Source organism: Caproiciproducens lactatisolvens (assembly GCF_052443335.1).
Taxonomy (GTDB): domain Bacteria; phylum Bacillota; class Clostridia; order Oscillospirales; family Acutalibacteraceae; genus Caproiciproducens.
Genome location: NZ_CP195750.1, coordinates 1,805,014 through 1,828,492 on the forward strand (window position 1 = coordinate 1,805,014; position 23,479 = coordinate 1,828,492).

Below are 23,479 nucleotides of genomic sequence, written 5' to 3' on the forward strand. Positions count from 1 at the left end.
TCTTAATTCCCGACCTCCCCTTCTTCGGGCAGAGGCTGACTGTCCTCGTCCATTTCGTCACTGAAGGTGCTGTAGTCGCCGAACATGCCGGAATATTCCGATTTGTGCATAATGTGGATATCGTCGGGCTGAAGCATCATTCCTATTTTTTTGCCGACCTCCTGAAAATCGGTCGACTGAATCATCCATTTAAATCCGCGGACGTCCACGATGATTTCGTAATGAACGCCCTTGAAGGTCACGCTGGTGACAATTCCGGTCAGATGGCTGGTATCCGGCTCCACCACGTCGATGTCCTCCGGGCGGATCACCACGTCCACCGGCTCGTCCGGCTGAAAACCCTTGTCGACACATTGGAAGGGATGGCCCGCGAATTCCACAAGGTAATCCTCGTGCATGACCCCGTCCAGGATATTGCTTTCGCCGATAAAATCAGCGACAAAAGCATTTTCCGGCTCATTGTAGATATCGCGCGGAGAGCCGATCTGCTGAATGGCACCCCTGTCCATGACCACAACGGTGTCGGACATGGAAAGCGCTTCTTCCTGGTCATGGGTAACAAAAACAAAAGTGATTCCGGTCTGCTGCTGTATCTTTTTAAGCTCGGCCTGCATATCCTTTCGCAGCTTTAAATCAAGCGCACCCAATGGTTCGTCAAGGAGCAAAACTTTCGGTTCGTTCGCAAGCGCCCTCGCGATGGCAACGCGCTGCTGCTGACCGCCGGAAAGCAGATTGACATTTCTGTGCGCAAAACCGTTCAGGTTGACAAGGTTGAGCATTTCCTTCACTGTGGCTTTGATCTGGCTTTCGCTCTTGCCGTGCACCCTCATGCCAAACGCGACGTTGTCGTACACGTTCAGATGCGGAAACAGGGCATATTTCTGAAAGATGGTGTTGACCTCCCTTTTATGCGGCGGAAGATCGTTGATTTTTTTGCCATTGAAAAAAACATCGCCCGTGTCCGGTTTGACAAAGCCGCCGATGATCCTGAGGGTTGTCGTTTTTCCACAACCGGAAGGTCCGAGCAGGGTGACAAATTCACCGTCCCTGATGCTGAGGTTAAAATCCTTCAGCACAATTTCTCCGTCAAACGATACCACGATGTTGTTCAATGAAATGATAGATGGATTTTCCAAATAGTGCATCCCCTTTGCGGTAAAATTAGTTACGTCAAGCCAAGCGGTTAAACGCAATCCCAGCCACGCCGTTGCCACTGCCCTCCGCAAAGGATTTTTCGCGGTCATTGCTGACTGCGGCAGTGAAGCGCCGCTGATATAGAATTCAGATGCAAACGCAACATATCAAATATAGTGGCATAAATACGATTTGTCAAGATTTTTTTGAATATTTCATCAAATTCCTATTGATTTTTTAAATTACACATGAATTTAATGAATTTTTCTCTGTTTTCCGCTGAAATGCTCTGTTTTTCTCAATACAAAATAATTGTTATATAGACGAAAAAAATCCCGCAGGCTCCTGCGGGATTTTTGAGAAATCAATGTTTTATTTTTTAATAAGAACCGCTGCCGTTTTTTTCCGTAAGGCCCGGATCCTTTTCACCGTCATAAAGGCGCCGGACAAAAACGCCGACAACAGCACGACGCTGAAAATCATACCGCCGTCGGAGCCGGAAGCTTCCTGTACGCTTCTGTCAGCCGCCGCGGCGTTGACGGCGGGAATCATGTTGCTGAAGACGATGGTCCCGGATTTGCTTTCCACAGCAGCTTCAGAGGAAAGGCTCTTCTCCGCAACGGAGGAAACCGGCTGCGCCGGGGCTTTCACCGCGGCATCCGAATAAAGGACGCTCAGGGCGGCCTGATCCAGAATTCCGGTCTGCGCAAGACCGGAAGCCTTCTGGTAGGCCAGAACGGCCTGTTTGGTAAGGTCCCCGTAGTAAATGGTCGGGTCGCCGGTCATATAGCCCAAAGCGATCAGCCTTTTCTGCATGGAAAAAACCAGCGAGGAATGCATGCCGGGCGTAACGGTTCCCGGCTTCGGGTTTTTCACCGCGCCGGACGCAAACAGCTTCGCCTGTGTGGCCGGATCGGCAATGCCGGTGGAATTGATCCCCACAGCGCCCTGAAACGCGCTGACGGCATCGGACACGCAGTAATCGTAATAATTGTTTACCGATTCATAATAGTACCCAAGGTCCTTCAGACGCTGCTGCAGCTTTTCCACATCCGCGCCTTTGGAATCCGCCTGAAGCGTGATATAAGGCGTTTTACCCGTTGTACCCGAGGACTCCGCAGCAGCCTGAATAGCCTCTCCGGAGGAAGCGGTCAGTGCGCCGGAAGCGCCGAACGTATAGGTAACGCCAGAAATGGTTCTGGTCGTATTGACGACATACTGGCCGTTTTCATAGTAATACTTCTGGCCGTTGAAGCTTGCAAAGCCCGTGGTCGGATATGTAATCTGGGGCAGTTTGAACCACATGGTCCATTTCGGCTTGTCGCGGCCGAAGACCTTTTCATATTTTATATTGACCCCCGTCGCACGGTTGTCCACCGCCATGTTATTGCCGACGTAAACGCCGACATGACCCGGCTGATACAGAATCAGTCCGTGGATTCGCGGCAGAGAGGAGGAATCGGAATAATTGATTTTACCCTTTGCGCTGGCGGATTCGAGCATCCCGCCGGAGCTTCCGGCTACGGAAACCAGACTGGGTCTGGGGTCGCTGGAATCGCCTGTCCACCAAAGATACGATTTGATCAGGCCGGAGCAGTCGGTTCCGCGGACTCCGCCGGAAAACTGGCCGTATCCGCCGGCACGGTATTTCCATCCTTCTTTATATGCCTTGAGGACATGTTCGGAAAGTCCGACTCCTGTTTTGGCGCTTGCCGCGCTGACGGCTGAAGAAACATTCATCGAAAGGATCGCTATAAGGACTGCCGCGACGAACACTGATAGAAACCCGAACCCCTTTTTCATTTTAACCTCCTGCTGCACTTCCGTTACTCTTTTTTCTACTTTCTGTCTGTAAAAAATGATACATATTCGTTACACATATTACAAATTAGTAATATTTTAACACATGTTTTTCCGGAACGCAACAGGCAAAGATCAGAATTATGAAAAAATTCACAATTTGCGGCAACTTTTAAATGTTAAAATTGTTAAATAATTATCGCAATTCTGAACGAGGATAGAAAAGCGGCGGACTAAAAAAGTCCGCCGCGGGAGTGTGTTGAAAAAGAGGAAGGCGTAAAGAGGAGATCGTTCTTTTTAAAGAAGGGCTTTGACGATCTGATCGGTTTTCATTCCGCGGGAGCCCTTGACAAGCACCACGTCTCCCCCGGTCAGAAGGGATTTGAGCTTTGCAATCGCTTCCGCATTGTCCCCGCAGGAATAGCAGACGAAGTCCGGATTGACGCTGCGTGCCCCTTCGGCGATTTCCCTGGCCCGCTCGCCCACCGTCAACACGATGTCCACCCCCGCCCGGGCGGCATACGCGCCCACGTCAAAATGCGCCTGCCGGGAGAAATCGCCGAGCTCCAGCATATCGGCCAGCACCGCGATGCGCTTGCCCGTACGGAAGCCGCACAGGACGTCGACGCTGCTTCTGATCGCGTCGGGGCTGGCGTTATAGGAATCGTCGATGATCGTGACATCGCTGACATGATGGATCTGCTGGCGCATGGCAAGGGGCCGGTACTCCGCAAGCTTTGCAGCGGCCTTTTCCGTCGGGACGCCGAGCGTTTTGGCAACCGCTAAAGCGGCCAGCGCGTTGGTCACGTTGTGAAGCCCCAGCGCCGGAAGCTCCACCTCGCAGGACCCGCCCGGCATTATTAGAGTGAACCGGGTGGACGAGGCCGCCGTGCGGATATTTTCCGCCCGGAAATCGCACCAGGAAGCGGTGCCGAACCAGACGATTCTGATTCCCGGTTTTCCGCGCAGGCCCGCAAGGAGCGCGTCGTCCCCGTTCAGGAACAGGATGGAATCCTTATGGAAGCAATCGGTAATATGCAGCTTTTCGCTCAAAATATTCTGCTGTGTTTTCAGCTGCTCGATATGGGAAATGCCGATATTGGTCATAACGGCATAGTCCGGCGCGGCGATCTGCGCCAGACGGCTCATCTCGCCGAAATTGCTCATCCCCATCTCCACCACGGCGGCCTGATGCGTGTCGGAAACCCGGAACATGGTCAGCGGAAGCCCGATCTGGCTGTTATAGTTTCCCTCGGTCTTCATCACGTTGAACGAGCCGGAAAGCGCGAGGGCGACCATTTCCTTCGTGGTCGTTTTGCCTACGCTTCCCGTAATTCCGACAAACGGAATATGGAACCGCTGCCGGTAAACGGCCGCGATCCTCTGCAGGGCCTGTTCCGTATTCTGCACGCGGATCCATGCGTGAGAGTCGATCATCCCGTCGTGCTCCTGTGTGAGCGTTGCGGCGGCCCCCGCCGCAAAAGTCGCATTGATAAACGAATGGGCGTCCGTCTTTTCCCCCACGATGGGGACAAAGAGGGTGCCGAACTGGATTTTGCGGCTGTCCGTACTGACCGACGTGATCAGGGTATTGGGATCGCCGCAGAGCAGCTTCCCGCCGCAGGCGGCGATGATTTCTCCAACTGTCATTCTCATATGATCACCTATATTTTTCCGTTGATAATATCCGCGATAACCTCGCGTTCATCCAAATGATATTTGACTCCCTGAATCTCCTGATAATCCTCGTGGCCTTTTCCCGCAAGGACGACGATATCGCCGTCTTCGGCGTTCTCCATACAGTATTTGATCGCTTCCTTACGGTCGGGGATCACCACATATTTTCCGTCCGTTTTGGCGATACCGACCTTTATGTCCCCGATGATGTCCATGACATCCTCGTAGCGTGAATTATCCGCCGTAATCACGGAAAGGTCGGCGAGCTTTCCGCTGACCTCGCCCATTTCATAGCGGCGGGAACGCGCGCGGTTGCCCCCCGCGCCGAACATGCAGATCAGGCGGTGCGGACGGTACTCGCGCAGGGTTTCCAGAATATTTTCCATGCTCAGCGCATTGTGCGCGTAATCGATCAGCAGCGTATAATTCCCGGGAACACTGACCGGTTCTACCCTTCCCTTGACCTTGACCGTGTTCAGCCCTTCGGCAATCGCCTGCGGGGTCACATCAAAATGGCGGCAGACCGCCGCCGCCGCAAGCGCGTTGTAAACGCTGAACCGGCCGGGGATATCCACGTCCACGCCGAAGGCAAGCTGGCCTTGAAGGTCAAAATGAACGCCGAGATAACCCGGACGCGAAATGAGCTTTTCATTGCACGCGCGCAGGCCGGCTTCCGGTGAAAAGCCGTAGGTCTCGATCGTACAGGTGTGGCCTTTGATAATTCCGGGGTAATTTTCATCGTCTATATTGATAATACCGGTCCGGCACTGCCGGAACAGCATACTTTTGCACTGCAGGTACTCTTCCAGCGTTTTATGCTCGTTTCCGCCGATATGGTCGGGCGAAAAATTGGTGAACAGCCCGATGTCAAAGGCAAAGCCCGACACACGGTGGTCCTTGAGCCCGATGGAGGAAGCCTCGATCACGGCGGCTTTGCAGCCGCTGTCCGCCATTTTGCGCAGGAAACGCTGCACATCGTACGATTCCGGCGTGGTGTTGTTCGTCTGAATCACTTCGTCGCCGACAACCGTCCCGATGGTCCCGATGATGCCGGTCTTGATTCCGCCCGCCTCAAGAATGGAACGGATCATATAGGAAACCGTCGTTTTGCCCTTCGTGCCGGTAATGCCCACCACGCGGAGCTGATCGGCGGGGTGCCCGAAATAGGCCGCCGCCATCACCGCCATGGCATAGCGCGTATTTTCCACCAAGATCACCGCCGCGTTGCGCACCGTTACCGGGCGCTGCGCGACAATCGCGGCCGCGCCGGCGTCCGCCGCCTGCTGCGCAAAGTCGTGGCTGTCGACGGAAGAGCCGCACAGGCACACGAACACGCAGTCTTTAATTACCTTGCGCGAATCGTAAACGATATCGGTTATTTCAACGTCCGTGTCACCGGAGCAGGTATATTTTAATCCTTTTAGCATATTTTTTAACTGCATAATCCAGCCTCCGTATCCATAATTTAGAGCATTTCCAGTTGATTCTGCAACAAGGTTGCGTTCCTCCCCCGCCGAAGGCGGGGGAGGAACATGTTTTGTCCCGCAAACGTAACCGGAATTGCTATAGAAACTCTTCTGATGATACAATAAAGAGATGTCAAAGTCAATTGTATTAGGCCGGCAACCCTTCTTTATGGTTACATGACACTTTCCCCTTTCTGTATGATATTTGGACTGTGGAACCATTTTGTATAGATACAACCGTTCCGGATAATGCTAACATACAGTCAGACAGCGTACACGGCGCTTAAAACGATAGAAAGGGAGCATGCGTGATGGGAACTGTGAATGAAAAACTGGAATCCTACGGACTGAAAAAAGTATTGAGCTACCTGGACAACAATCCTGAGGAAAACGTACCGAAGGTCTTAAACTGGGTACGCAGATTCGACAAGGAGGATTATTATCACAACGCTTACAATCTGGTTGAAGAAGCGCTGAAAAATCCAGAAAACAACTGGTACAAACTGATTATGAGCCTTTATGACGACATTGATTCCGGTGTCAGGAAAAAAATGTTCGAAAATTTCCTGATCAATTCCTCCATTGTAGGCTGCCAGCGCAAAAATAAAAACGAAGAAAAGTACGACTGCAATATTCCGTGGGCAATCCTGATGGACCCCACCTCCGCGTGCAACCTGCAATGCAAGGGCTGCTGGGCGGCGGATTACGGCAACAAAATGAATATGAGCTTTGAGCTGCTCGACAGCATTATCGAGCAGGGGAAAAAGCTCGGCACCTATATGTATATCTATTCCGGCGGCGAGCCGCTCGTACGGAAGGACGACATTATCAGGCTGTGTGAAAAGCACAACGACTGCGAATTTCTGGCCTTTACAAATGCAACGCTCATCGACGAAGCGTTCGCGGACGAAATGCTGCGGGTAAAGAATTTCGTGCCCGCAATCAGCGTGGAGGGCTTTGAAGAAGCCACCGACTCCCGCCGCGGAGAAGGCACCTATCAGGCGGTCGTCAAAGCGATGGGGATTTTAAAGGAGAAAAAGCTTCCGTTCGGCATCTCCTGCTGCTATACCAGCCAGAACACCGACGTGATCGGCAGCGAGGAATACTTTGACGACATGATCGCGAAAGGCGCGAAATTCGCGTGGTTCTTCACCTATATGCCGGTCGGGGCCGACGCGGTTCCCGAGCTGATGGCTTCTGCGGAGCAAAGGGAGTTCATGTATCACCAGATCCGGAAATTCAGGGGGACAAAGCCGCTGTTCACCATGGACTTCTGGAACGACGGCGAGTATGTACAGGGATGCATCGCGGGCGGACGCTGCTACCTGCACATCAACGCGAACGGGGATATCGAGCCGTGCGCGTTCATCCATTACGCCGATTCCAACATCAAAGACAAAACCCTTCTGGAAGCGTACCAGTCCCCGCTGTTCATGCAGTACCGCAGGAACCAGCCGTTTAACGGAAACCACCTGCGCCCCTGCCCGCTGCTCGACAATCCGGGCAGGCTGTCCGACATGGTACACAAGTCCGGCGCGCAATCCACGGACATGACTCATCCCGAGAATGTTGAGGAGTTGAGCGCAAAATGCGTCAACGCCGCAAAGAACTGGGCTCCCGTCGCGGGAAGGCTCTGGGACGAGTCCCATCCGGAAGAACAGGAAAATGCGGGCTGACCGCCCCATAAAAAACGGCAGACTTTGCCGTCAGCCGAAAAAAAGCTCTCGCTTTGGTACCAAAGCGAGAGCTTTTTTCTGTCAGTTGCCGCTGATCAGCGCATACAGCTTTTTGATTTCCTCTTCATTGGTATAATCACACTGCGCCAGAGCCTGTGAAAATTCCGCGCGTCTTTCCTCATGCAGCAGCAAATCCTCCAGCCCTGCCGCAACCCCCCCGCTGTCCATGGAAACGATCAGTCCGTTCCTGCCGGAATCGATCTGGTCGCGGGCCGTGGAAAAATCGGTGAGCAGGATCGGGCGGCACATGACCATCGCCTCGTCGACGGCGATGGATTTGCCCTCGAACCGGGACGGCTGCAGGTAGATATCACAAGCCTTCAGATACGGGTACGGATTGGGACGCTCCCCCATGAACCGGACGGTATCGCCGATGCCGAGTTCCCGGATCATCGCCTCCAGATTTTCTTTTTCCGGGCCGATTCCGATGATATACCACTTGAAGCGAAGCCCCTTCTTCTTTAAAGCGGCAATGGCGGGCAGCGCAATGTCAAGCCCCTTCTGATGGGAAAGACGGGCAATGGACAGTACGCGCAGACCGGAGAAATCGTCTTCAAAGTCGGCGGGCTCCCCGGCCATCTGGCGCATGAAGGTGGAAGAGATGATATTGTAGATCACATGGAACCGGTCGGAGTACTCTGGAAAGGTGTTCTCAAGCGCGGTCTTACAGGATTCGGAAACCGTGCACAGCGCGTTCAGCTTTCCGACAAATGCGCGGTCAAACCCGCTGTTCAACCCCATCGCCGTATAATCGCCGTGGATAAATCCGATCTTGACGGGGCTTTTGACCTTGGTCACGGCGTAATAAATCGGCTGGCCCTCCATAAAGGCCACCACCGCGTCGTATTCCTTTTGGGAAGGCCGTATAAAACGCCTTTCCACATTCCACATGCGCACCAGCCGCTCGCCCATGGTCCCGCGCAGACCGGCAAAGGTAACCAGAAGGCGGCAGAGCGCGATCAGCGGATGCCCCTTTCTGACGAGGGCAAAAAAGGCCTGACGGATATTTAATTTGTACTCCGCCGGAAAAAGCGGAGGCAGAAGGTTCGCCTTCGGTGAAACGCGGCTCAGAAACAGGCCGTCGTTCGCGAAAAGCTGAAGGTCAACCTCATAATTTTCATAATCGAACAGAGACAGCACCGTAACCAGGCTTTTTTCAATGCCGCCGCTGTGCAGGCTGTAATTGATAAAAAGAACACGTTTTTTCGCCATTATCGTTTCCCCGCGTTTTTCAACAGCATATTGGAATAAATCCGGTAGAACAAATAGACGGCCGGCGCGTTTTTGGAGCGGATCAGCCGGAGGATGATCCTGTCCGCACGGGTGCCGTTTTTCAGGTAGTCGGAACGGGCCGCAACCCTGAGCACCGGATTCCGGAGAATACCGCGCACCTCTTTGTATCTTTTCGCAAAGCCCACATCGTTATTGGGGCTGAAACAGTTGACCAGAGAGGAATGCGCCGCGCTGCGGAGAAGCCAAGCAAGATGGCGTTCCCCATACTGGGCGTAAAGGCCGTTTTTCTGCAGGAAATTGCGCACCACATGGTAGCAGGCGGTCATCATCTCCATTTTGCGGGGACGGTACCGGGTGCTTAACGATTTGGGATTATAACGGTAATGGTAATAGGCTCCTCCAAGAATAAGCACTTTGTCCGTCAGGCAGTGTGCCATGATCGATACCGGAAGATCCTCCAGCATAATTTCCTGCTCATTGAAATACGAAAGGCGATTTTCCAGGAACCACTCACGGCGGAAAAACCTGCGCCATGCGCAGCCGAGCATCTCTACCTGCCGCCAGGGGCTGTCCGCCGGGTCGGGACCGATCAGCTCCCGGAGCAGGATTTCCCGCGTTTCCCGATCGAAGGCCGGGAAACTCACCGGCAGCTTGCAGACGCGGTGCTCATCCGCTTTACTGTTTTCGCGTACAAAGTTAAAGACCACCATATCCGCGGCACATTTTTCCGCAGAGGAATACAAATTCTGCAGTGCCTCCGGGTCAAGCCAGTCGTCGGAATCCACAAAAGACAGGTATTTTCCGGTGGCGCGGGCGGCGCCGTAATTGCGGGTATCTCCCAGCCCCCCATGGGGCTTGTCCAGCACCCTGACACGGGAGTCCTTTTCATACGTCCGCGCAAGCTCCAGCGAACGGTCGGTCGATGCGTCGTTTACTAAAAGAATCTCTATATCCGTCAGCGTCTGCGCCAAAATGCTTTCGACACACTGCGCCAAATACTTTTCCACGTTGTATACCGGTATAACCACACTTACTTTTGGCAAAACCAGACCTCCTTCTCTTCGTCACCCCGGCGGCAGCGTCCTTTTCCGGATACAGCGCCGGGTATCCTTTCCAGCCCCCGCTTTAAACCGGTTAAGAACCGGGAAACAGGCGCCGGTCAACGTATTCGCATATAAAAATACATCTTATGATACCATTTTCTGTGAACCAATACAAGATTATTTTACAGCAGCGTGTTGAAATGCAGCATTTTGTATGCTATTCTTTTATATATTTCTATTTTAAATCGATCAGGAGGCTGTTTTCCGATGAAGGACTGCCTGGTATTGTTAACGAAAACGTTCCCTTTCGACAAGGGGGAAGAATTTATAGAGGACGAGCTCCCTCTTCTGGCGAAAGCATTCGATCAGGTCATCATCGTGGCCACAAGCACTGCCGACAACCCGGTACAGACAAGAGGCGTGCCGAAAAACGTCTGCGTCCGCAACATCCGCGCATCCAAAGTCAAACGCAGCCTTGCCGGAGCGGTGGCAAGACAGTTTCCCTTTAAGGACTACAAGGGCTATTCCGGAAAAGACGAGCGGAACGCCGTGAAGGGGTCGCTGAAAAAAAGGCTTTATCTGAGTTATTTTATCGCGAAATCGGAAATCGTGTACGATGAAACGGTTAAAATTCTCGCTCCGTATTCCCTGCAGCAATACGACGGCGTAACGTTTTACAGCTATTGGTTCTACGATATCGCCATGGCGGCGGTCAGGCTGAAACGGTACTGCCAGGCAAAAGCCAAGCTGGCCGTCTGCCGGGCGCACGGCTACGACCTTTACGCTTACCGCAACTCCATGAATTATCTGCCGCTGCGGTATTACCTTCTGAAAAACATAGACAAGGTCTACACCTGCTCCCAAGACGGAAACGACTACTTAACCGGCCTGTATCCCCAATACGCGGGAAAAATCCAGACCGCCTATCTGGGTACGCGGGATTATGGAACGACGGAAGCAGGCGGAACGGGACCTTTCCAGATTGTCAGCTGCTGCCACATCGTCCCGCTCAAACGCGTGGATTTGCTTGCCAAATCCCTGAGCCTGCTGAACGGCAGCGGTCTTGCGCTGAAATGGACGCATTTCGGCGGCGGCGGCGCATTGGAAGAGCTGAAAAAATACGCGGCGGAAAATCTGCGGTTTATGGAGTATGATTTCCGGGGAGAAGTGAAAAATTCCGACCTGATGGCCTATTACCAAAACACCCCGGTCGACCTGTTCGTCAACACCAGCAGCACGGAAGGGCTTCCGGTCAGCGTTATGGAAGCCTGCTCGTTCGGAATTCCCGCGATTGCAACGGATGTGGGAGGAACCGGAGAAATCGTCCGCGACGGCGAAACCGGCTTTTTAATCGAGGCGGATTTTACCCCGGACAAGCTGGCTTCGGCCATCCGTTCCGCAGCGGAGTTACCGGAGGAAGAAAGAAAAAAGCTGCGCGAAAACTGCCGGTCGGTTTATCTGAGCACCTTTTGCGCGCAAGACAATTTTGCCGCTTTCGCCCAGCAGATTAAACCGCTCTAAAAAGAACCGCGGCAAAAACATCATCGAAAATACCATGTGCCGAACATGCGCTTTGACAGGCTGAAAAGCCTTTGCAGAGGGCATGTTTTTTCATTCAGACAGTCGATAAAGTAGCGCAACCGCAAAATTGTTTTACAATTTTACTTACTGCGTTGGCTGCGCTCGCACGATTTCTCGACGCCTGGCAGTTTTTCGACACACTCAGATTTCCTGCATTTCTCCGTTTCCACGAGACCCTTTGATTTCGGACAAAATGAATAAGCCGCCGCAGGACGAACATACTATCAGCGGTGATAAAAACATGACCATTTCATTTATAAGGACCTTACTGCTCTACATAGTCATTATTGTAGCGGTAAGGCTGATGGGCAAACGGCAGATCAGCGAGCTGCAGACAAGCGAGCTCGTTGTGACCCTTCTGATTTCCGATATTGCGGCAATCCCGATGCAAGACACAGGGCAGCCCCTGGTAAGCGGGTTCATCCCCATCGCGGTGCTCGTGATGTGTGAAATCCTTGTATCCGGCCTGATGCTGAAAAGCACGAAATTCCGAAAGCTGATCTGCGGCAGGCCGATCATCGTAATCAACGACGGCAAGGTGGACCAGAAGGAAATGCGCCGCCTGCGCATGAGCACAGAGGACCTTTCGGAGCAGCTGCGGCAAAAAAACGTGTTCAGCTTTGAGGACATTGCCTATGCGATTGTGGAGACAAACGGAAAGATGAGCGTCATCAAAAAGCCGGACAAGGAACAGCCGACCGCCGGAATGCTGGGCGTGGCGCTGCCGGATACCGGGCTCGAAACCGTCGTCATCAGCGACGGGGTCATTTCCGACTTTTCCCTTCAGCTGTGCAACAAAAGCCGGGAATGGCTGGAAGGCGTTCTGCGCGGCAAAAACATCAGCACGGACCAGATTTTTATTATGACGGCCAACAGAAAGGGAGATTTCAATATTATCAAGAAGGATGAAAAGCAATGAAACGTTTATGGGCCTGCGCAGTGATCCTCGTTCTGCTCATAACGGTTTGTACCTATGGAACGGTCAAAACCAAAAAAGTCAGCGAACAGATGACCCAAACCCTCGAAAGCGCCCGACAGGCGGCGCTAAAGGGCGATCTTAAAGAAGCACAGAAGCTGAGTCAAAAGGCCGCGGACGACTGGCACGGCTATCATGAAGTGCTGTGTACCTTCATGCCGCACGCGCCGCTGGAAGCCGTTGACCAGACGCTTTCCGGGCTGCCCATGCTCTGCTATTTTGGGGGAACAGACCAATTCGGGGCGGACTGTGACCGCGGCATCACACAGATCATGTATTTGAACGAATCTCAGTTTCCCACCCTTGAAAATATCTTTTAAGAAAAGAGCGGCAGGTTTGAACTGCACCCCAAAAGTTAGACAGTATGATATACTGAAACTAACGGAAGGGGTGCAGTTTTTATGCCCAAAGGAATACCACTCAAGAAGTATACTGGTAAATTTAAGCAGCTGGTAGTAGAAACAGTCCGAAAGGACGGATTAAGCTATCGTGAAGCAATGCGCATATTTGAAATTGGCGGAGCAGAACGAATCAAGAAATGGGAACGAATTTATCTTGAAGAGGGACCGGCAGGGTTGTATGTCGAGCGTCGAGGCCGAGCCAGTGCCGCCAGCGGAACCCAGAAAGGCCGACCACCAAAACTGGACAAGCAGATGGAAGAAGATCTGATCGCAGAGAATCAGCGACTGCGTGCAGAGGTGGCGTACCTAAAAAACTTGCAAGCCTTGGTTTTGGAAGACGAGCGAAAAGCGCGCAAAAAACGCTGGTGATTCGAGGACTGAGGCAAAGTTATTCATTGGAAATTCTGTTGGAAGTGGCTCAGCTTGCGCGCTCGACTTACTACTACCATGAGAAACGGCTGGCAAAGGCAGATAAATACGGCAACGCCAAAGAGGGCATTGCCGCAATTTACCACGAGAACAAAGGGCGCTATGGCTACCGGCGTATTACCGCAGAGCTGCGCCGCCGCGGTTTCCCACTAAACCACAAGACGGTGCAGCGGCTGATGAAGCAGCTTGGCCTTGTCTGCCGTGTACGGATGAAGAAGTACCACTCTTACAAGGGCGCGGTTGGCAAGGTTGCGTCAAATCTGCTGGAACGAAACTTCGAGGCGGAAAAGCCAAACCAGAAGTGGGTGACCGATGTCACAGAATTTAGTCTGTTTGGGCAGAAGCTCTATTTGTCACCAATTCTTGACCTGTGTAGCCGTGATGTTGTAGGTTACTCAATCTCGGACAAACCAGCGCTCTCCATGGTGACAGAAATGCTGGACAAGGCTTTTGCAAGAATTCCAGACGGGACAAACCTGATCCTGCATTCCGACCAGGGCTGGCAATACCAGCACAAGCAATACCAACGTATGCTCAAAAAGAAAGGCGTCCGGCAGAGTATGAGCCGAAAAGGCAACTGCCTGGACAATGCCGTGATTGAGAACTTTTTCGGTCTGCTCAAGAGCGAACTGCTATATTTACAGACTTTTGAGTCCATGGAGCATTTTAAAACTGAACTCGTCGATTATATTGACTATTATAACTACCGCCGCTCCAAGGCAAAGCTAAGGGGCCTGCCGCCTGCTCTTCACAGACAACAAGCCCTCTCGGCTGCCTAATTAAAATATTTGTCTAACTTTTTGGGGTCAATTCAGTTACACCTGCCGCTTTCCACGTTTTTATCAGATTTTTCAGGACCTGTTCTTAATCATCCTGTTCAATTCTTCCATAAAGGTATTGATATCCTTGAACTGACGGTAAACCGAGGCAAAACGGACATAAGCCACCTCGTCCACATCCTTCAGCTTTTCCATAGCGTACTTGCCGATCAGGCTGGAGGGTACTTCGCGGTCAAGCGAATTCTGGAGCATGTTTTCGATTTCGTCCACAATGCGCTCCAGCGTGTCGATGGACACGGGCCGCTTTTCGCACGCGCGCAAAAGGCCGTTCAACAGCTTGTTGCGGTCGAAGGTTTCACGCGATTTATCTTTTTTGATCACAACAATGGGTACCGTTTCGATTACCTCATAGGTTGTGAAACGCTTGGCACATTTCAGGCATTCCCTGCGCCGCCGGATTCTTTCGCCTTCGTCGGTCGGGCGGGAATCAATGACTTTTGACTCTTCATGGCCGCAATACGGGCACCGCATTGTAAAATCACCTCTATAAAACTATTTGTATAATTATAACATATTTTTTCAGCCGTTAGCAAGCGTTTATGAAACAAAATATTAGTAAATCAAACCATCTACGACTTTTTTTGCGCCTGTCAATTCGTTCAGTTCGCCAAAATTGCGCCGGTAGACCTCGATAATCAGGTCCCCGTTATAGCCGGATTTCTGCATCAGCTGTTTCAGCGCGCCGAAATCCATGGTTCCGCTGCCGGGCAAAAGGCAGTCCTCCCCCGGTTTGTTGTCGTTGATGTGGACGTGGACCAGCCTTTCCCCCATCGCCGCACATACTTGGAAGGGATCTTCCCCTCCGCGCACCGCCTGCTTGACATCCAGCACAAACGCACAGTCTTCGTGCAGATATTCCCGCATTCTCAAGATAAACCCGGGCTCGTTGCTGCGGAACAGATTGACATTTTCCTGCGCCACCGTGACGCCGAATGTTTTCCCCAGCGCATAGAGCCGCGCGTAATGCTCAAAATACTCCTGCTCGGTGATCCTGCTGCGTTTGTCGTTGCGCTGACCGTGAAGCACCAGAATTTCTGCGCCCAGAAGGTTCGCGGCGTGAAAGTACCATTTATAGAACTCCAAACCGTCGTCGGAACGGCGCTGGTAATCCGAAAAAAGAAGGAAACTTTCAAAGCCGGAGGTGAACGGATGAACGGACTTTACAATACTGCCGCTGTCATCCGCCATTCTTTTTAATTCTTTGATATATTTCGGTCTTAGTTCGCTGATTGTATTGATAAACACCTCAAAAAGGTGGAAGTCAAGCGCGATTAACGCCGGAAGAGCCTGCTCCAGTTCCATGGGATAAAGGCAGGCCGTTGAGATGCCGGAACGCATAGTATCACCCCTTTTTAAGATTATATCCCGATGGAAGAAAAATGTCCAGATTAATCAAAGCACGGCTGGATATTCTATGATTGCCGGTAAAAACAAATTCCTTGATTTTACAAATAAAACGGGAGAAGAAATTATGATAAACGAAAACGCAACTTTGCTGGAAGAAATCTATCAGGCGACAAAAATGGGGCTGGAAGCGACTCAGCTGATCATTCCCAAGGTCCAAAACCCGCGGCTGCGCACCGAAATAGAGGATCAGGCTCTGCGCTATCAGGATATGGGCGCGAAGGCAAAGCGGATGCTTCACGCCGACGGCAGGATGCCGGGGGCGGAAAAGACGATGCAGAAAGCGATGCTGCGCGGGTCCATCCGGATCAACACGATGGTGGACCAGACTCCGTCTCACATAGCCAAGCTGATGATGAACGGCACCGCCGCGGGGATCAAGGGCGTCACAAAAAATCTGGACCGGCTCGACGGCGCCGACACCGAGGTAAAGAAGCTGGCGGAAGATTATATCATCAATGAGCAGAAAAACATCGACGAATTGAAGAAGCATCTTTGAAGAACTTGATTTAACCGCGCTATTTCATTATAATATGGGAGCGGGGCCCGAACGCTCCGCACTTTACATATAAGGGGTTTTTACGGCTATGGGTTTGCTGAGCGCAAGCAATTTGAATAAATCCTTCGGCGCCGATATGATTTTCAGCGGCGTCTCTTTTGAGATACAGGAAAACGACCGCATAGGGCTTGTGGGAATCAACGGCTCGGGCAAAACCACCCTGCTCAAGCTGCTGACCGGCGAAACGCAGCCGGACGGCGGCGATATTTTCAAGGCGAATTCGACCGTTCTGGGGTATATGGAACAGCATGTCTGCCGCGATCTGGAAAGAAGCGCCTACAGCGAGGTGCTGACCGTATTTTCCGGGCTTCTGGAAATGGAAAAGGAACTGGAAAGCATCAATCTGCAGCTGCAGGCGAAGCCGAAGGAAATTGACCGGCTGATAGAAAAACAAACTGTGATGAACGACCGCTTTGTCGCGCAGGGCGGACTGACCTGTAAAAGCAGGGCGCGCTCCGCGCTGCTGGGACTCGGTTTCGACGACGAACAGATGGGGCTGCCGATCGCCGTGCTGAGCGGCGGGCAGAAGGCGAAGCTGCAGCTGGCGAAGATGCTGCTGTGCGGCGCCAACCTGCTGCTGCTGGACGAGCCGACCAATCATCTGGATATCTCCTCCGTGGAATGGCTGGAAGATTTCCTGCGTTCCTACAACGGCTCCTTCGTGGTCATCTCCCACGACCGGTATTTTCTGGACAGGGTGACCAACCGCACCTTTGAGCTGGAAAACGGCCGTCTGACCCCGTACAAGGGCAACTACAGCACCTATCTTGCCCAGAAAGACGAAAATAATCTGGCGGCGCAGCGCAAGTACGACAATACCCGGAAGGAAATCAAGCGCATTGAGGGAATCGTGGCGCAGCAGCGGCAATGGAACAAGGAACGGAGCATCCGGACCGCGGAAAGCAAAATGAAGGTGATCGAACGGCTGGAAAAAACGCTGGAAAAGCCGGATGAAAAACCGGACGGCATCCATTTCGACTTCGGCATCCGCCAGCGGGGCGGCAACGATGTCCTGAGCACCGAAAACCTTGCCCTGCAGTTCGACGGCAAGCTGCTGTTTCAGAATGTGAATCTTGAAATCCACCGGGGCGAAAGAGTTTTTCTGATCGGGCCGAACGGCTGCGGAAAGACCTCCCTTTTAAAGATGCTTCTGGGGATCAACACCCCCTCCGGCGGCGAATTCCGTTTCGGCGCGGGAATCGACGTCGGCTATTACGACCAGATTCAGGCGGGCCTGCATCCGGAAAAAACCGTGATCGACGAAATCTGGGATTCCTACCCGAAAATGACCCAGACCGATATCCGAAACGCGCTGGCCGTCTTTTTATTCAAGGGCGACGACGTGTTCAAAGCTGTGGAAGCTTTAAGCGGCGGAGAGCGGGCGCGCGTCCTTTTGCTCCGCCTGATGCTTTCCATGGATAACTTCCTTTTGCTGGACGAGCCTACCAACCATCTGGACATCGACTCTCTCGAAGCGCTGGAGGCGGCGCTGCAGAGCTACGAGGGCACCCTGCTCATCGTGTCCCACGACCGCTACCTGATCAATAAAATCGCCGACCGGGTCTATTTCCTTGACAAGGACGGCGCGCAGGAATTTATCGGCGGCTACGACAGCTATCTTGAAAAAAGCCGCGCAAAGGCCGCGGAAACGGCGGAGCCCGCCGCCGTGAAACCGAACGAGTACCGGCTGCAGAAGGAACGCGACGCGCTGATCCGGAAGGAAAAGGCGGAGCTGAAACGCAGCGAGGCGAAGATCGACGAGCTCGAAGCGGAAATCGCCGCTTTAAAGGAAGAGCTTTCCAAACCGGAAGTGGCCAGCGACTACGAGGCGGCGATGGAAATCACCGAAAAAACAGACTGCCTGACCAAAGAGAGCGAAAAGCTGTTTCAGCGCTGGAGCGTTCTGGCGCAGAAATACCAGGAATAAAAAAAAGCAGTCCGGATCACCGAACTGCTCATCATCGATTTAGTTTTGTGTCTGCGGTTTAAACTGTTCAAGCTGGGAGATAAATTCTTTTCCTTCCTCACCCGGAACTTCGATCGTGATCGGCTTGGACAGATCCAGGCTAAATACTCCCATAATTGATTTCGCGTCAATTTTGTATCTATCTGTACTCAGGTTAATCGGAAAGGTATAGCTGTTCGTCAGAGTTACAAACTTTTTGACAGCCTCAATGCTGGAAAGTAAAATAGAAGTTGTATACATATGATACCTCCGTATTACAAAATTCACTACTCATGATATAGCACGGAAGGAATTTTTTCAATATTTAATATAGCCATACATTATGTCAATAAGTAATTTTAAATATCTAAATTTGTAAAAGGTGAAGAAATGAAAGTCTCTGTTATTACCCTTGGATGCAAGGTGAACCAGTACGAATCACAGGCAATGCTGTCCCAGCTTGTCTCTGCGGGATTTACCGTATGCGACGCCGCACAGGAAAGCGACGTGGTGCTGATCAATTCCTGCACCGTCACCGCCATGAGCGACCATAAGGTGCGCCAGACGCTCCACCGGGCAAGACGGAAGAACCCCGGAGCGGTCCTTGTCCTGACCGGCTGCATGCCGCAGGCCTTCCCCGAAGCGGCCGCCGGGCTGCACGACGCGGACATTGTGCTGGGCAATTCCAACCGCGCGGCGCTTCTGCCCGACATCCTGAAATACCTTTCCTCGCGTCAGCGCGTGGTGGACATTGTTCCCCATGAAAAGGCCCCGGGCTTTGAGTCGATGAACGTGAGCAGCTTTTTCGAGCGCACCCGCGCTTTTATTAAAATCGAGGACGGCTGCAACCGCTTCTGTTCCTACTGCATCATCCCCTATGCGCGCGGGCGGGTACGCTCCAAGCCGATGGACGAACTGAAAAAGGAAATCGCGGAAATCGCCGCGAACGGATACCGGGAAATCGTTCTCACCGGGATCAACCTGTCCGCTTACGGGCAGGATCTCGGCCTGCATCTCTGCGACGCGGTCGAAGCCGCCTGCGAACCGGATTCCGTCGCGCGCGTACGTCTGGGCTCCCTGGAACCCGAACAGCTGAGCGAGAATGTCATCGCCCGTCTGAGCCGGCAGGAAAAGCTCTGCGCCCAATTCCACCTGTCCCTGCAAAGCGGCTCAGACGCCACGCTGAGGCGCATGAACAGGCATTACAGCACAGAGGAATACCGGACGATTGTAAAAAACCTGCGCGCGGCCTTTGAAAACGCGGCGATCACCACCGACATCATGGTGGGGTTCCCCGGCGAAACCGAAGAGGAGTTTCAGGAATCGCTGGCCTTTGCCCGGGAAATCGCCTTTGCGAAGGTGCATGTTTTCGCCTATTCCCGCCGTCCCGGCACAAAAGCCAACGACGCGCCCGACCAGCTTCCGCAGGCGGTCAAGGAACAGCGCAGCCGCCTGATGATCGAAGCGACGCAGCAGACCAAGGAAGCGTTTTTCCAAAGACAGATCGGGCTGACCGAGCCGGTGCTGTTCGAGCGGGAATGCGATAAAAATGTCTATGAGGGCTACACCGAAAACTACACGCCGGTTAAAGCGCACAGCGGCAAAAGCCTGAGCGGGAAAATTATTCCCGCCCGCATTACGGAGGCACTGAGCGACTGCTGCCTTGCCGAAATAGAGAAACAGCAGTTAATAGGTGAAAAATAATCCAAAGCCGGGCGTTACGAATTCAGCACCTTCATGACGTTCTGCACCTCTTCCTTTGTCTGGTCGCTGTTCAGATAATCCCAGGAATAAAACATAAACCCGTCACAGGAGGTTTTTCGGCCGACCTCCACCTGCTGCGCCAGGATATTGTTCGATTTTTTCCAGGTGCCGCTGTCGGCGTCGGAGCCGCTTTTGTAAACGGCAAGCCCCAGATATAGTTTTACGTTGGTGTTCACCACCATTTTGCGCCAGCTTTGGGCGGCGGTGTCAAACGGAAGAACGGGATTTTCAAAATTGACGTACAGCTGCGGACAGATATAATCGACATACCCCTGTGCGCTGCACCAGGAGGCGACGTCCGCGCCCATGTTCATGTCGTTCTCCACATTCCCCTGCGGGGCGATTCCAAACGGCAGGTTCGGCTTTACCGACTTGATTTCGCTGTAGACCAGTGAAACCATCGCGTTGATGTTGCCGCGCCGCCACTCCAGCAGACTGAGCGGCGTGCCGCTTTTGGAAGCGGAAGCGCAGTACGCGTCGTAGGCGCTCTTATCGAACGAGCCGTCCTGCGTCGGATAGAAATAATCGTCAAACTGAATCCCGTCGACATCGTAATTCTGCGCGATTTCCTTCGCGCCGTCCGCAATCAGCTTGCGCACCTGCGGGTAGGCGGGATTGTAATATTTCCCGCCGTTGCTGTCCACGACCCAGCCCGCCCTGGAAGCGTCGCTTTTCCATGTATTATAAAGATTGCCCTGCGCCAGAATGGACGGCGTTCCGGACACCTGAATGCGCAGCGGATTGATCCATGCCTGAATTTTCAGCCCCGCCTTGTGGGAAGCCGTAACCATGTAAGCAAGCGGATCGTAACCGGGGTCCACCCCCTGTGTTCCGCCGACGACATGGCTCCACGGAAAGTAGGCCGACTTGTACAGAGCGTCCCCAAACGGCCGTACGTGGACGATCAGCGTGTTCATCCCGCAGTTTTTTGCCCCGGCGACAATGGCGTCGAACTTTTTCTGAAAGACTTTTTCGCTCTTGTCCTCTTCCTGACTCATATTCAGGTTCATGTACGGCACCCATACCGCCCGCATTTCGTCGGAGGAGGCCGGAACGGCGGCGCCGGTCGCGGCCGGCGCCGAAGCGGATGTGGAAGACGGATCCCCCCCGGACGCCGGGGAGGGCTGTTCCCTGAACCGGTTATGCCCGATATTGACCAGCATAGTAAGCGCGATGACTCCTGCCAGAATGCAGGCGCAGATAAAAATACTGTGCCGGTTAAAAAGCTTGATTACCATAGAAACCCATCCTTTCCAATTGTGGCTTTTCCCCGATTTTGTGACGTTTTTTCAATTTCAACAACCATGTATTTGACAGAACTGTCCGGATAGTGTACGATACAATTTAATAAATGCATTGATTGGGGGCGGTGTGATGTTCTTCATCATCGGAGTAACCAGCGGCGCGCACGACCTTGGCCTGCGGAGATGCGGCTGTCTCCCCTGCTGTTCCGGCGGCGGCGCGATGGCCGCGGTTACCTATACGTTTCAGCAGTTCACGCTTTTCTTTATTCCGCTGTTCCGTTTCGGGAAAAGATACTTCGTCACCTGCCCAAACTGCGGTACCGTGTACGAACTGGCAAAGGACGAAGGCAGGCGCATTGAAAAAGACCCCGCGGCTGAAATCAATCCGGAAAGAATGTATGTCGTGCAGGGTGCCAGCCGGAAAACCTGTCCGAGCTGCGGATGCGCGGTGGACCCCAACAGCCGGTACTGCCCCAACTGCGGCTCCAGACTGCTCTGACGGAGGCGTAAGACATGCCTAATTATATATATTGGATTTGCTACTTAATTATTATTAATTTTATCGCGGTCATCCTGACGGCGGCAGACAAGCACAATGCAAAAAAGCACCTTTGGCGCGTTCCGGAAAACACCCTGCTCCTGATTGCGGCGCTCGGCGGATCCCCCGCCATGCTGCTCACCATGTACGCGATCCGGCATAAAACCCAGCATAAGAAATTTATGTTTGGCATTCCGATGATCATTACGATGCAGATTTGTTTTGTGTATTACCTGTTTTTCAGATGATACCGTAGGAAAGAAGGCTTCCATCATGGACATATGGGCTGCGTTAAAGCTCGTTGCGGCTCTGCTGTTTTTGGGAATTTTATATTCGCGCGTGCTGAGATGGGTCGGTTCAAAAATCTTTCGCTTTCCTCAGATTCGTGCCTGGGTAAAAAAGAAAAGCAGGCATCCATCCTTATAAAAATTTCAAGGGCTGTTGCAAATTCTTTTGCAACAGCCCCTGCTTGTTTTTTTGTTCCGGACAATGCCCGGCTTCCTGACAACCGATTTGCAGCGGAAAACCAGATTACATTTTCAAATCGGATTTTTCTCCATAAAAAGCAGAAAGGAAATTTGCCCCGGAATAGACAGACAGAAACAATTGAATGGTATTCAAATTCTGAACAAAAAATTGTGGAAGAGACGCATAGAATACATACAGAAGTAGTATGGCCACAATACACAGCAAAGAAACTGCTAAATAGGAAAGAGCAAAGCGAAAAATAAGTTTTTTGTTAATCGCATTTATAAACATTCCAAATAGAAACAGAATGACTACCTGTACAATGATCACTCTATAGGGATGGAAATAAAACACACGGTCTTGGTCCATCGCTTTCAGAACGAAAAGGTTGACGATGGTAAGCAGTATAAAAACAGCCGGTTCGCAAATATGCTTTACGAAAAGCAGGATGTGACACTTTTTGTTCATGCGATTACCACCCCACTGTTTTTCGGTCGTCCGCAGGACGGGAAACGGGTTGATCTTTTATCTCCTTCAATACGGAATTTGTCCGCCTGCATTTTGTCCATGCAAAGAATATCTGTACAAAAGAAAGAAGAAAGGAAATAAAAACAGGCGACAGGAGATTGCCTTCCAGATAATTGATCTGCAGCGGCAGAAAAATCAAAATGGAAAAAGCATACATCAGAAAAGTATACAGAAACACCTGATGAATCTGAATTCTGGAATGGATCATCTGATATCCTATCCAGATGAAAAAGGCAATTCCGATAAGGTAATAACCGATCTCGACAGCCGTCGCCGTATAACCGATTATTTTCCAAAGACTGTCCAGCTCCGGCGACTTGACGCTTTGCTTTTGGAGCGACAGCAGCGCCAAATACACCTGACGGGAATAGACCCGGTAGCTGAACTGGATGATATTTACAATGAACATCGCGAACCCAAACAATATAAACGGCACCGGAGCGGGTGGACTATTTTCACCGGATGCATTTCTGTTTTTTAAAAGCTTCGGCAACTCTATCGACCTTTCTTTTGCTTAATCCGGTATTGCCAACACAATGTGTATGATTTGCCCACACATTTCATGCCGATCGGCTATCCCTCTGAAAATCCGACATAAGGAACGCAATGAATCAGGAAAGTCCGTTTGCGTTCCTATAGATATAACGATTCAAACCGTGTTTTGTTACAGTTTTTCCCAAACTTTTTTAAATTTGTGATGTCGTCTAAATCGTT

The 23,479-nt window shown here is 52.0% G+C and carries 23 protein-coding genes; 12 read left to right on the forward strand and 11 right to left on the reverse strand.

Translation table 11 applies throughout. The annotated features are described in order from the left end of the window. Positions 1-2: 2 nt before the first annotated feature. The 4 genes from potA to ACRQV7_RS08945 all read right to left on the reverse strand — a co-directional run bounded on the left by potA (position 3) and on the right by ACRQV7_RS08945 (position 6,053). On the reverse strand, positions 3-1,136 hold the full coding sequence (potA, locus tag ACRQV7_RS08930) for a spermidine/putrescine ABC transporter ATP-binding protein (protein WP_275717478.1): 1,134 nt from the start codon (positions 1,134-1,136) through the stop codon (positions 3-5). Between the two features lie 370 nt (positions 1,137-1,506). Continuing rightward, complete coding sequence (locus ACRQV7_RS08935; protein WP_444657868.1) at positions 1,507-2,937, reverse strand: C40 family peptidase; 1,431 nt, start codon at positions 2,935-2,937, stop codon at positions 1,507-1,509. Positions 2,938-3,231: 294 nt separating this feature from the next. Next, positions 3,232-4,584 (reverse strand): UDP-N-acetylmuramoyl-tripeptide--D-alanyl-D-alanine ligase, encoded by a 1,353-nt coding sequence (locus tag ACRQV7_RS08940; RefSeq protein WP_444657869.1) that lies wholly within the window; start codon positions 4,582-4,584, stop codon positions 3,232-3,234. A 14-nt stretch (positions 4,585-4,598) separates the two neighbouring features. Then, positions 4,599-6,053 (reverse strand): UDP-N-acetylmuramoyl-L-alanyl-D-glutamate--2,6-diaminopimelate ligase, encoded by a 1,455-nt coding sequence (locus tag ACRQV7_RS08945; RefSeq protein ID WP_444657870.1) that lies wholly within the window; start codon positions 6,051-6,053, stop codon positions 4,599-4,601. Positions 6,054-6,388: 335 nt separating this feature from the next. On the opposite strand from ACRQV7_RS08945, the gene ACRQV7_RS08950 reads away from it, so the two are divergent. Further along, positions 6,389-7,753 carry a radical SAM protein gene (locus ACRQV7_RS08950; protein WP_275717485.1) on the forward strand — a complete coding sequence of 455 codons (1,365 nt, stop codon included), beginning with the start codon at positions 6,389-6,391 and terminating at the stop codon, positions 7,751-7,753. An 81-nt stretch (positions 7,754-7,834) separates the two neighbouring features. On the opposite strand, the gene ACRQV7_RS08955 is transcribed toward ACRQV7_RS08950, so the two are convergent. Next, positions 7,835-9,025 carry a glycosyltransferase gene (locus tag ACRQV7_RS08955; protein ID WP_444657871.1) on the reverse strand — a complete coding sequence of 397 codons (1,191 nt, stop codon included), beginning with the start codon at positions 9,023-9,025 and terminating at the stop codon, positions 7,835-7,837. After that, a complete protein-coding gene (locus ACRQV7_RS08960) occupies positions 9,025-10,089 on the reverse strand; it encodes a glycosyltransferase family 2 protein (RefSeq protein WP_444657872.1) in 1,065 nt (354 codons plus the stop codon). The genes ACRQV7_RS08955 and ACRQV7_RS08960 overlap by 1 nt, the downstream gene beginning before the upstream one ends. A gap of 267 nt (positions 10,090-10,356) precedes the next feature. Between ACRQV7_RS08960 and ACRQV7_RS08965 the strand changes: the two genes are divergently transcribed. From ACRQV7_RS08965 to ACRQV7_RS08985, 5 genes are all read left to right on the forward strand, one after another. Then, the gene (locus ACRQV7_RS08965) at positions 10,357-11,610 is read left to right on the forward strand and encodes a glycosyltransferase (RefSeq protein ID WP_444657873.1); all 1,254 of its coding nucleotides are present in this window, start codon (positions 10,357-10,359) and stop codon (positions 11,608-11,610) included. A gap of 301 nt (positions 11,611-11,911) precedes the next feature. Then, entirely contained in the window at positions 11,912-12,589 is a 678-nt protein-coding gene (locus ACRQV7_RS08970; RefSeq protein ID WP_444657874.1) for a DUF421 domain-containing protein, read from the forward strand. Beyond that, a complete protein-coding gene (locus ACRQV7_RS08975) occupies positions 12,586-12,966 on the forward strand; it encodes a DUF4363 family protein (RefSeq protein ID WP_275717495.1) in 381 nt (126 codons plus the stop codon). Before ACRQV7_RS08970 ends, ACRQV7_RS08975 begins: the two co-directional genes overlap by 4 nt. Positions 12,967-13,047: 81 nt before the next feature. Next, positions 13,048-13,416 (forward strand): helix-turn-helix domain-containing protein, encoded by a 369-nt coding sequence (locus tag ACRQV7_RS08980; protein WP_444657875.1) that lies wholly within the window; start codon positions 13,048-13,050, stop codon positions 13,414-13,416. A gap of 26 nt (positions 13,417-13,442) precedes the next feature. Continuing rightward, positions 13,443-14,255, forward strand: coding sequence for an IS3 family transposase (locus ACRQV7_RS08985; protein ID WP_444657876.1), 813 nt, complete (start codon positions 13,443-13,445; stop codon positions 14,253-14,255). A gap of 72 nt (positions 14,256-14,327) precedes the next feature. On the opposite strand, the gene nrdR is transcribed toward ACRQV7_RS08985, so the two are convergent. Together nrdR and ACRQV7_RS08995 are read right to left on the reverse strand one after the other, a co-directional pair. Then, positions 14,328-14,786 carry a transcriptional regulator NrdR gene (gene nrdR, locus ACRQV7_RS08990; RefSeq protein WP_275717497.1) on the reverse strand — a complete coding sequence of 153 codons (459 nt, stop codon included), beginning with the start codon at positions 14,784-14,786 and terminating at the stop codon, positions 14,328-14,330. A gap of 81 nt (positions 14,787-14,867) precedes the next feature. Further along, positions 14,868-15,653, reverse strand: coding sequence for a sugar phosphate isomerase/epimerase family protein (locus ACRQV7_RS08995; RefSeq protein ID WP_275717499.1), 786 nt, complete (start codon positions 15,651-15,653; stop codon positions 14,868-14,870). A 133-nt stretch (positions 15,654-15,786) separates the two neighbouring features. Here ACRQV7_RS08995 and ACRQV7_RS09000 point away from each other — a divergent pair, with 133 nt between their 5' ends. Both ACRQV7_RS09000 and abc-f read left to right on the forward strand, forming a co-directional pair. Further along, a complete protein-coding gene (locus ACRQV7_RS09000) occupies positions 15,787-16,218 on the forward strand; it encodes a hypothetical protein (protein ID WP_444657877.1) in 432 nt (143 codons plus the stop codon). Positions 16,219-16,306: 88 nt separating this feature from the next. Next, a complete protein-coding gene (abc-f, locus tag ACRQV7_RS09005; RefSeq protein ID WP_444657878.1) occupies positions 16,307-18,205 on the forward strand; it encodes a ribosomal protection-like ABC-F family protein in 1,899 nt (632 codons plus the stop codon). A gap of 39 nt (positions 18,206-18,244) precedes the next feature. Here abc-f and ACRQV7_RS09010 read toward each other — a convergent pair whose 3' ends face one another. After that, the gene (locus tag ACRQV7_RS09010; protein ID WP_444657879.1) at positions 18,245-18,484 is read right to left on the reverse strand and encodes an HPr family phosphocarrier protein; all 240 of its coding nucleotides are present in this window, start codon (positions 18,482-18,484) and stop codon (positions 18,245-18,247) included. Positions 18,485-18,613: 129 nt separating this feature from the next. Between ACRQV7_RS09010 and mtaB the strand changes: the two genes are divergently transcribed. After that, complete coding sequence (gene mtaB, locus ACRQV7_RS09015) at positions 18,614-19,927, forward strand: tRNA (N(6)-L-threonylcarbamoyladenosine(37)-C(2))-methylthiotransferase MtaB (protein ID WP_444657880.1); 1,314 nt, start codon at positions 18,614-18,616, stop codon at positions 19,925-19,927. A 14-nt stretch (positions 19,928-19,941) separates the two neighbouring features. Here mtaB and ACRQV7_RS09020 read toward each other — a convergent pair whose 3' ends face one another. Next, positions 19,942-21,225 (reverse strand): glycoside hydrolase family 10 protein, encoded by a 1,284-nt coding sequence (locus ACRQV7_RS09020; protein WP_444657881.1) that lies wholly within the window; start codon positions 21,223-21,225, stop codon positions 19,942-19,944. A 136-nt stretch (positions 21,226-21,361) separates the two neighbouring features. Here ACRQV7_RS09020 and ACRQV7_RS09025 point away from each other — a divergent pair, with 136 nt between their 5' ends. The 3 genes from ACRQV7_RS09025 to ACRQV7_RS09035 are packed head-to-tail and all read left to right on the forward strand — an operon-like array spanning position 21,362 to position 22,500. Then, complete coding sequence (locus ACRQV7_RS09025; protein ID WP_444657882.1) at positions 21,362-21,730, forward strand: zinc ribbon domain-containing protein; 369 nt, start codon at positions 21,362-21,364, stop codon at positions 21,728-21,730. Positions 21,731-21,744: 14 nt separating this feature from the next. Next, entirely contained in the window at positions 21,745-22,017 is a 273-nt protein-coding gene (locus ACRQV7_RS09030) for a DUF1294 domain-containing protein (RefSeq protein ID WP_444657883.1), read from the forward strand. A 33-nt stretch (positions 22,018-22,050) separates the two neighbouring features. Continuing rightward, on the forward strand, positions 22,051-22,500 hold the full coding sequence (locus tag ACRQV7_RS09035) for a hypothetical protein (protein WP_444657884.1): 450 nt from the start codon (positions 22,051-22,053) through the stop codon (positions 22,498-22,500). 209 nt (positions 22,501-22,709) lie between these two features. Here the strand turns inward: ACRQV7_RS09035 and ACRQV7_RS09040 are convergent, their stop codons facing one another. Beyond that, complete coding sequence (locus ACRQV7_RS09040) at positions 22,710-23,174, reverse strand: hypothetical protein (protein WP_444657885.1); 465 nt, start codon at positions 23,172-23,174, stop codon at positions 22,710-22,712. Positions 23,175-23,479 lie beyond the last annotated feature (305 nt).

Coding starts and splice junctions, on each gene's coding strand:
- ACRQV7_RS09040 (WP_444657885.1), bottom strand. CDS start 23,174: ATGTTCATTGTAAATATCATCCAGTTCAGCTACCGGGTCTATTCCCGT.
- ACRQV7_RS08975 (WP_275717495.1), top strand. CDS start 12,586: ATGAAACGTTTATGGGCCTGCGCAGTGATCCTCGTTCTGCTCATAACG.
- ACRQV7_RS08995 (WP_275717499.1), bottom strand. CDS start 15,653: ATGCGTTCCGGCATCTCAACGGCCTGCCTTTATCCCATGGAACTGGAG.
- ACRQV7_RS08940 (WP_444657869.1), bottom strand. CDS start 4,584: ATGACAGTTGGAGAAATCATCGCCGCCTGCGGCGGGAAGCTGCTCTGC.
- nrdR (WP_275717497.1), bottom strand. CDS start 14,786: ATGCGGTGCCCGTATTGCGGCCATGAAGAGTCAAAAGTCATTGATTCC.
- ACRQV7_RS08965 (WP_444657873.1), top strand. CDS start 10,357: ATGAAGGACTGCCTGGTATTGTTAACGAAAACGTTCCCTTTCGACAAG.
- ACRQV7_RS08950 (WP_275717485.1), top strand. CDS start 6,389: ATGGGAACTGTGAATGAAAAACTGGAATCCTACGGACTGAAAAAAGTA.
- ACRQV7_RS09010 (WP_444657879.1), bottom strand. CDS start 18,484: ATGTATACAACTTCTATTTTACTTTCCAGCATTGAGGCTGTCAAAAAG.
- ACRQV7_RS09020 (WP_444657881.1), bottom strand. CDS start 21,225: ATGGTAATCAAGCTTTTTAACCGGCACAGTATTTTTATCTGCGCCTGC.
- ACRQV7_RS08970 (WP_444657874.1), top strand. CDS start 11,912: ATGACCATTTCATTTATAAGGACCTTACTGCTCTACATAGTCATTATT.
- ACRQV7_RS09000 (WP_444657877.1), top strand. CDS start 15,787: ATGATAAACGAAAACGCAACTTTGCTGGAAGAAATCTATCAGGCGACA.
- ACRQV7_RS09030 (WP_444657883.1), top strand. CDS start 21,745: ATGCCTAATTATATATATTGGATTTGCTACTTAATTATTATTAATTTT.
- ACRQV7_RS08955 (WP_444657871.1), bottom strand. CDS start 9,025: ATGGCGAAAAAACGTGTTCTTTTTATCAATTACAGCCTGCACAGCGGC.
- abc-f (WP_444657878.1), top strand. CDS start 16,307: ATGGGTTTGCTGAGCGCAAGCAATTTGAATAAATCCTTCGGCGCCGAT.
- ACRQV7_RS08935 (WP_444657868.1), bottom strand. CDS start 2,937: ATGAAAAAGGGGTTCGGGTTTCTATCAGTGTTCGTCGCGGCAGTCCTT.
- ACRQV7_RS09025 (WP_444657882.1), top strand. CDS start 21,362: ATGTTCTTCATCATCGGAGTAACCAGCGGCGCGCACGACCTTGGCCTG.
- ACRQV7_RS08980 (WP_444657875.1), top strand. CDS start 13,048: ATGCCCAAAGGAATACCACTCAAGAAGTATACTGGTAAATTTAAGCAG.
- mtaB (WP_444657880.1), top strand. CDS start 18,614: ATGAAAGTCTCTGTTATTACCCTTGGATGCAAGGTGAACCAGTACGAA.
- ACRQV7_RS09035 (WP_444657884.1), top strand. CDS start 22,051: ATGGGCTGCGTTAAAGCTCGTTGCGGCTCTGCTGTTTTTGGGAATTTT.
- ACRQV7_RS08945 (WP_444657870.1), bottom strand. CDS start 6,053: ATGCAGTTAAAAAATATGCTAAAAGGATTAAAATATACCTGCTCCGGT.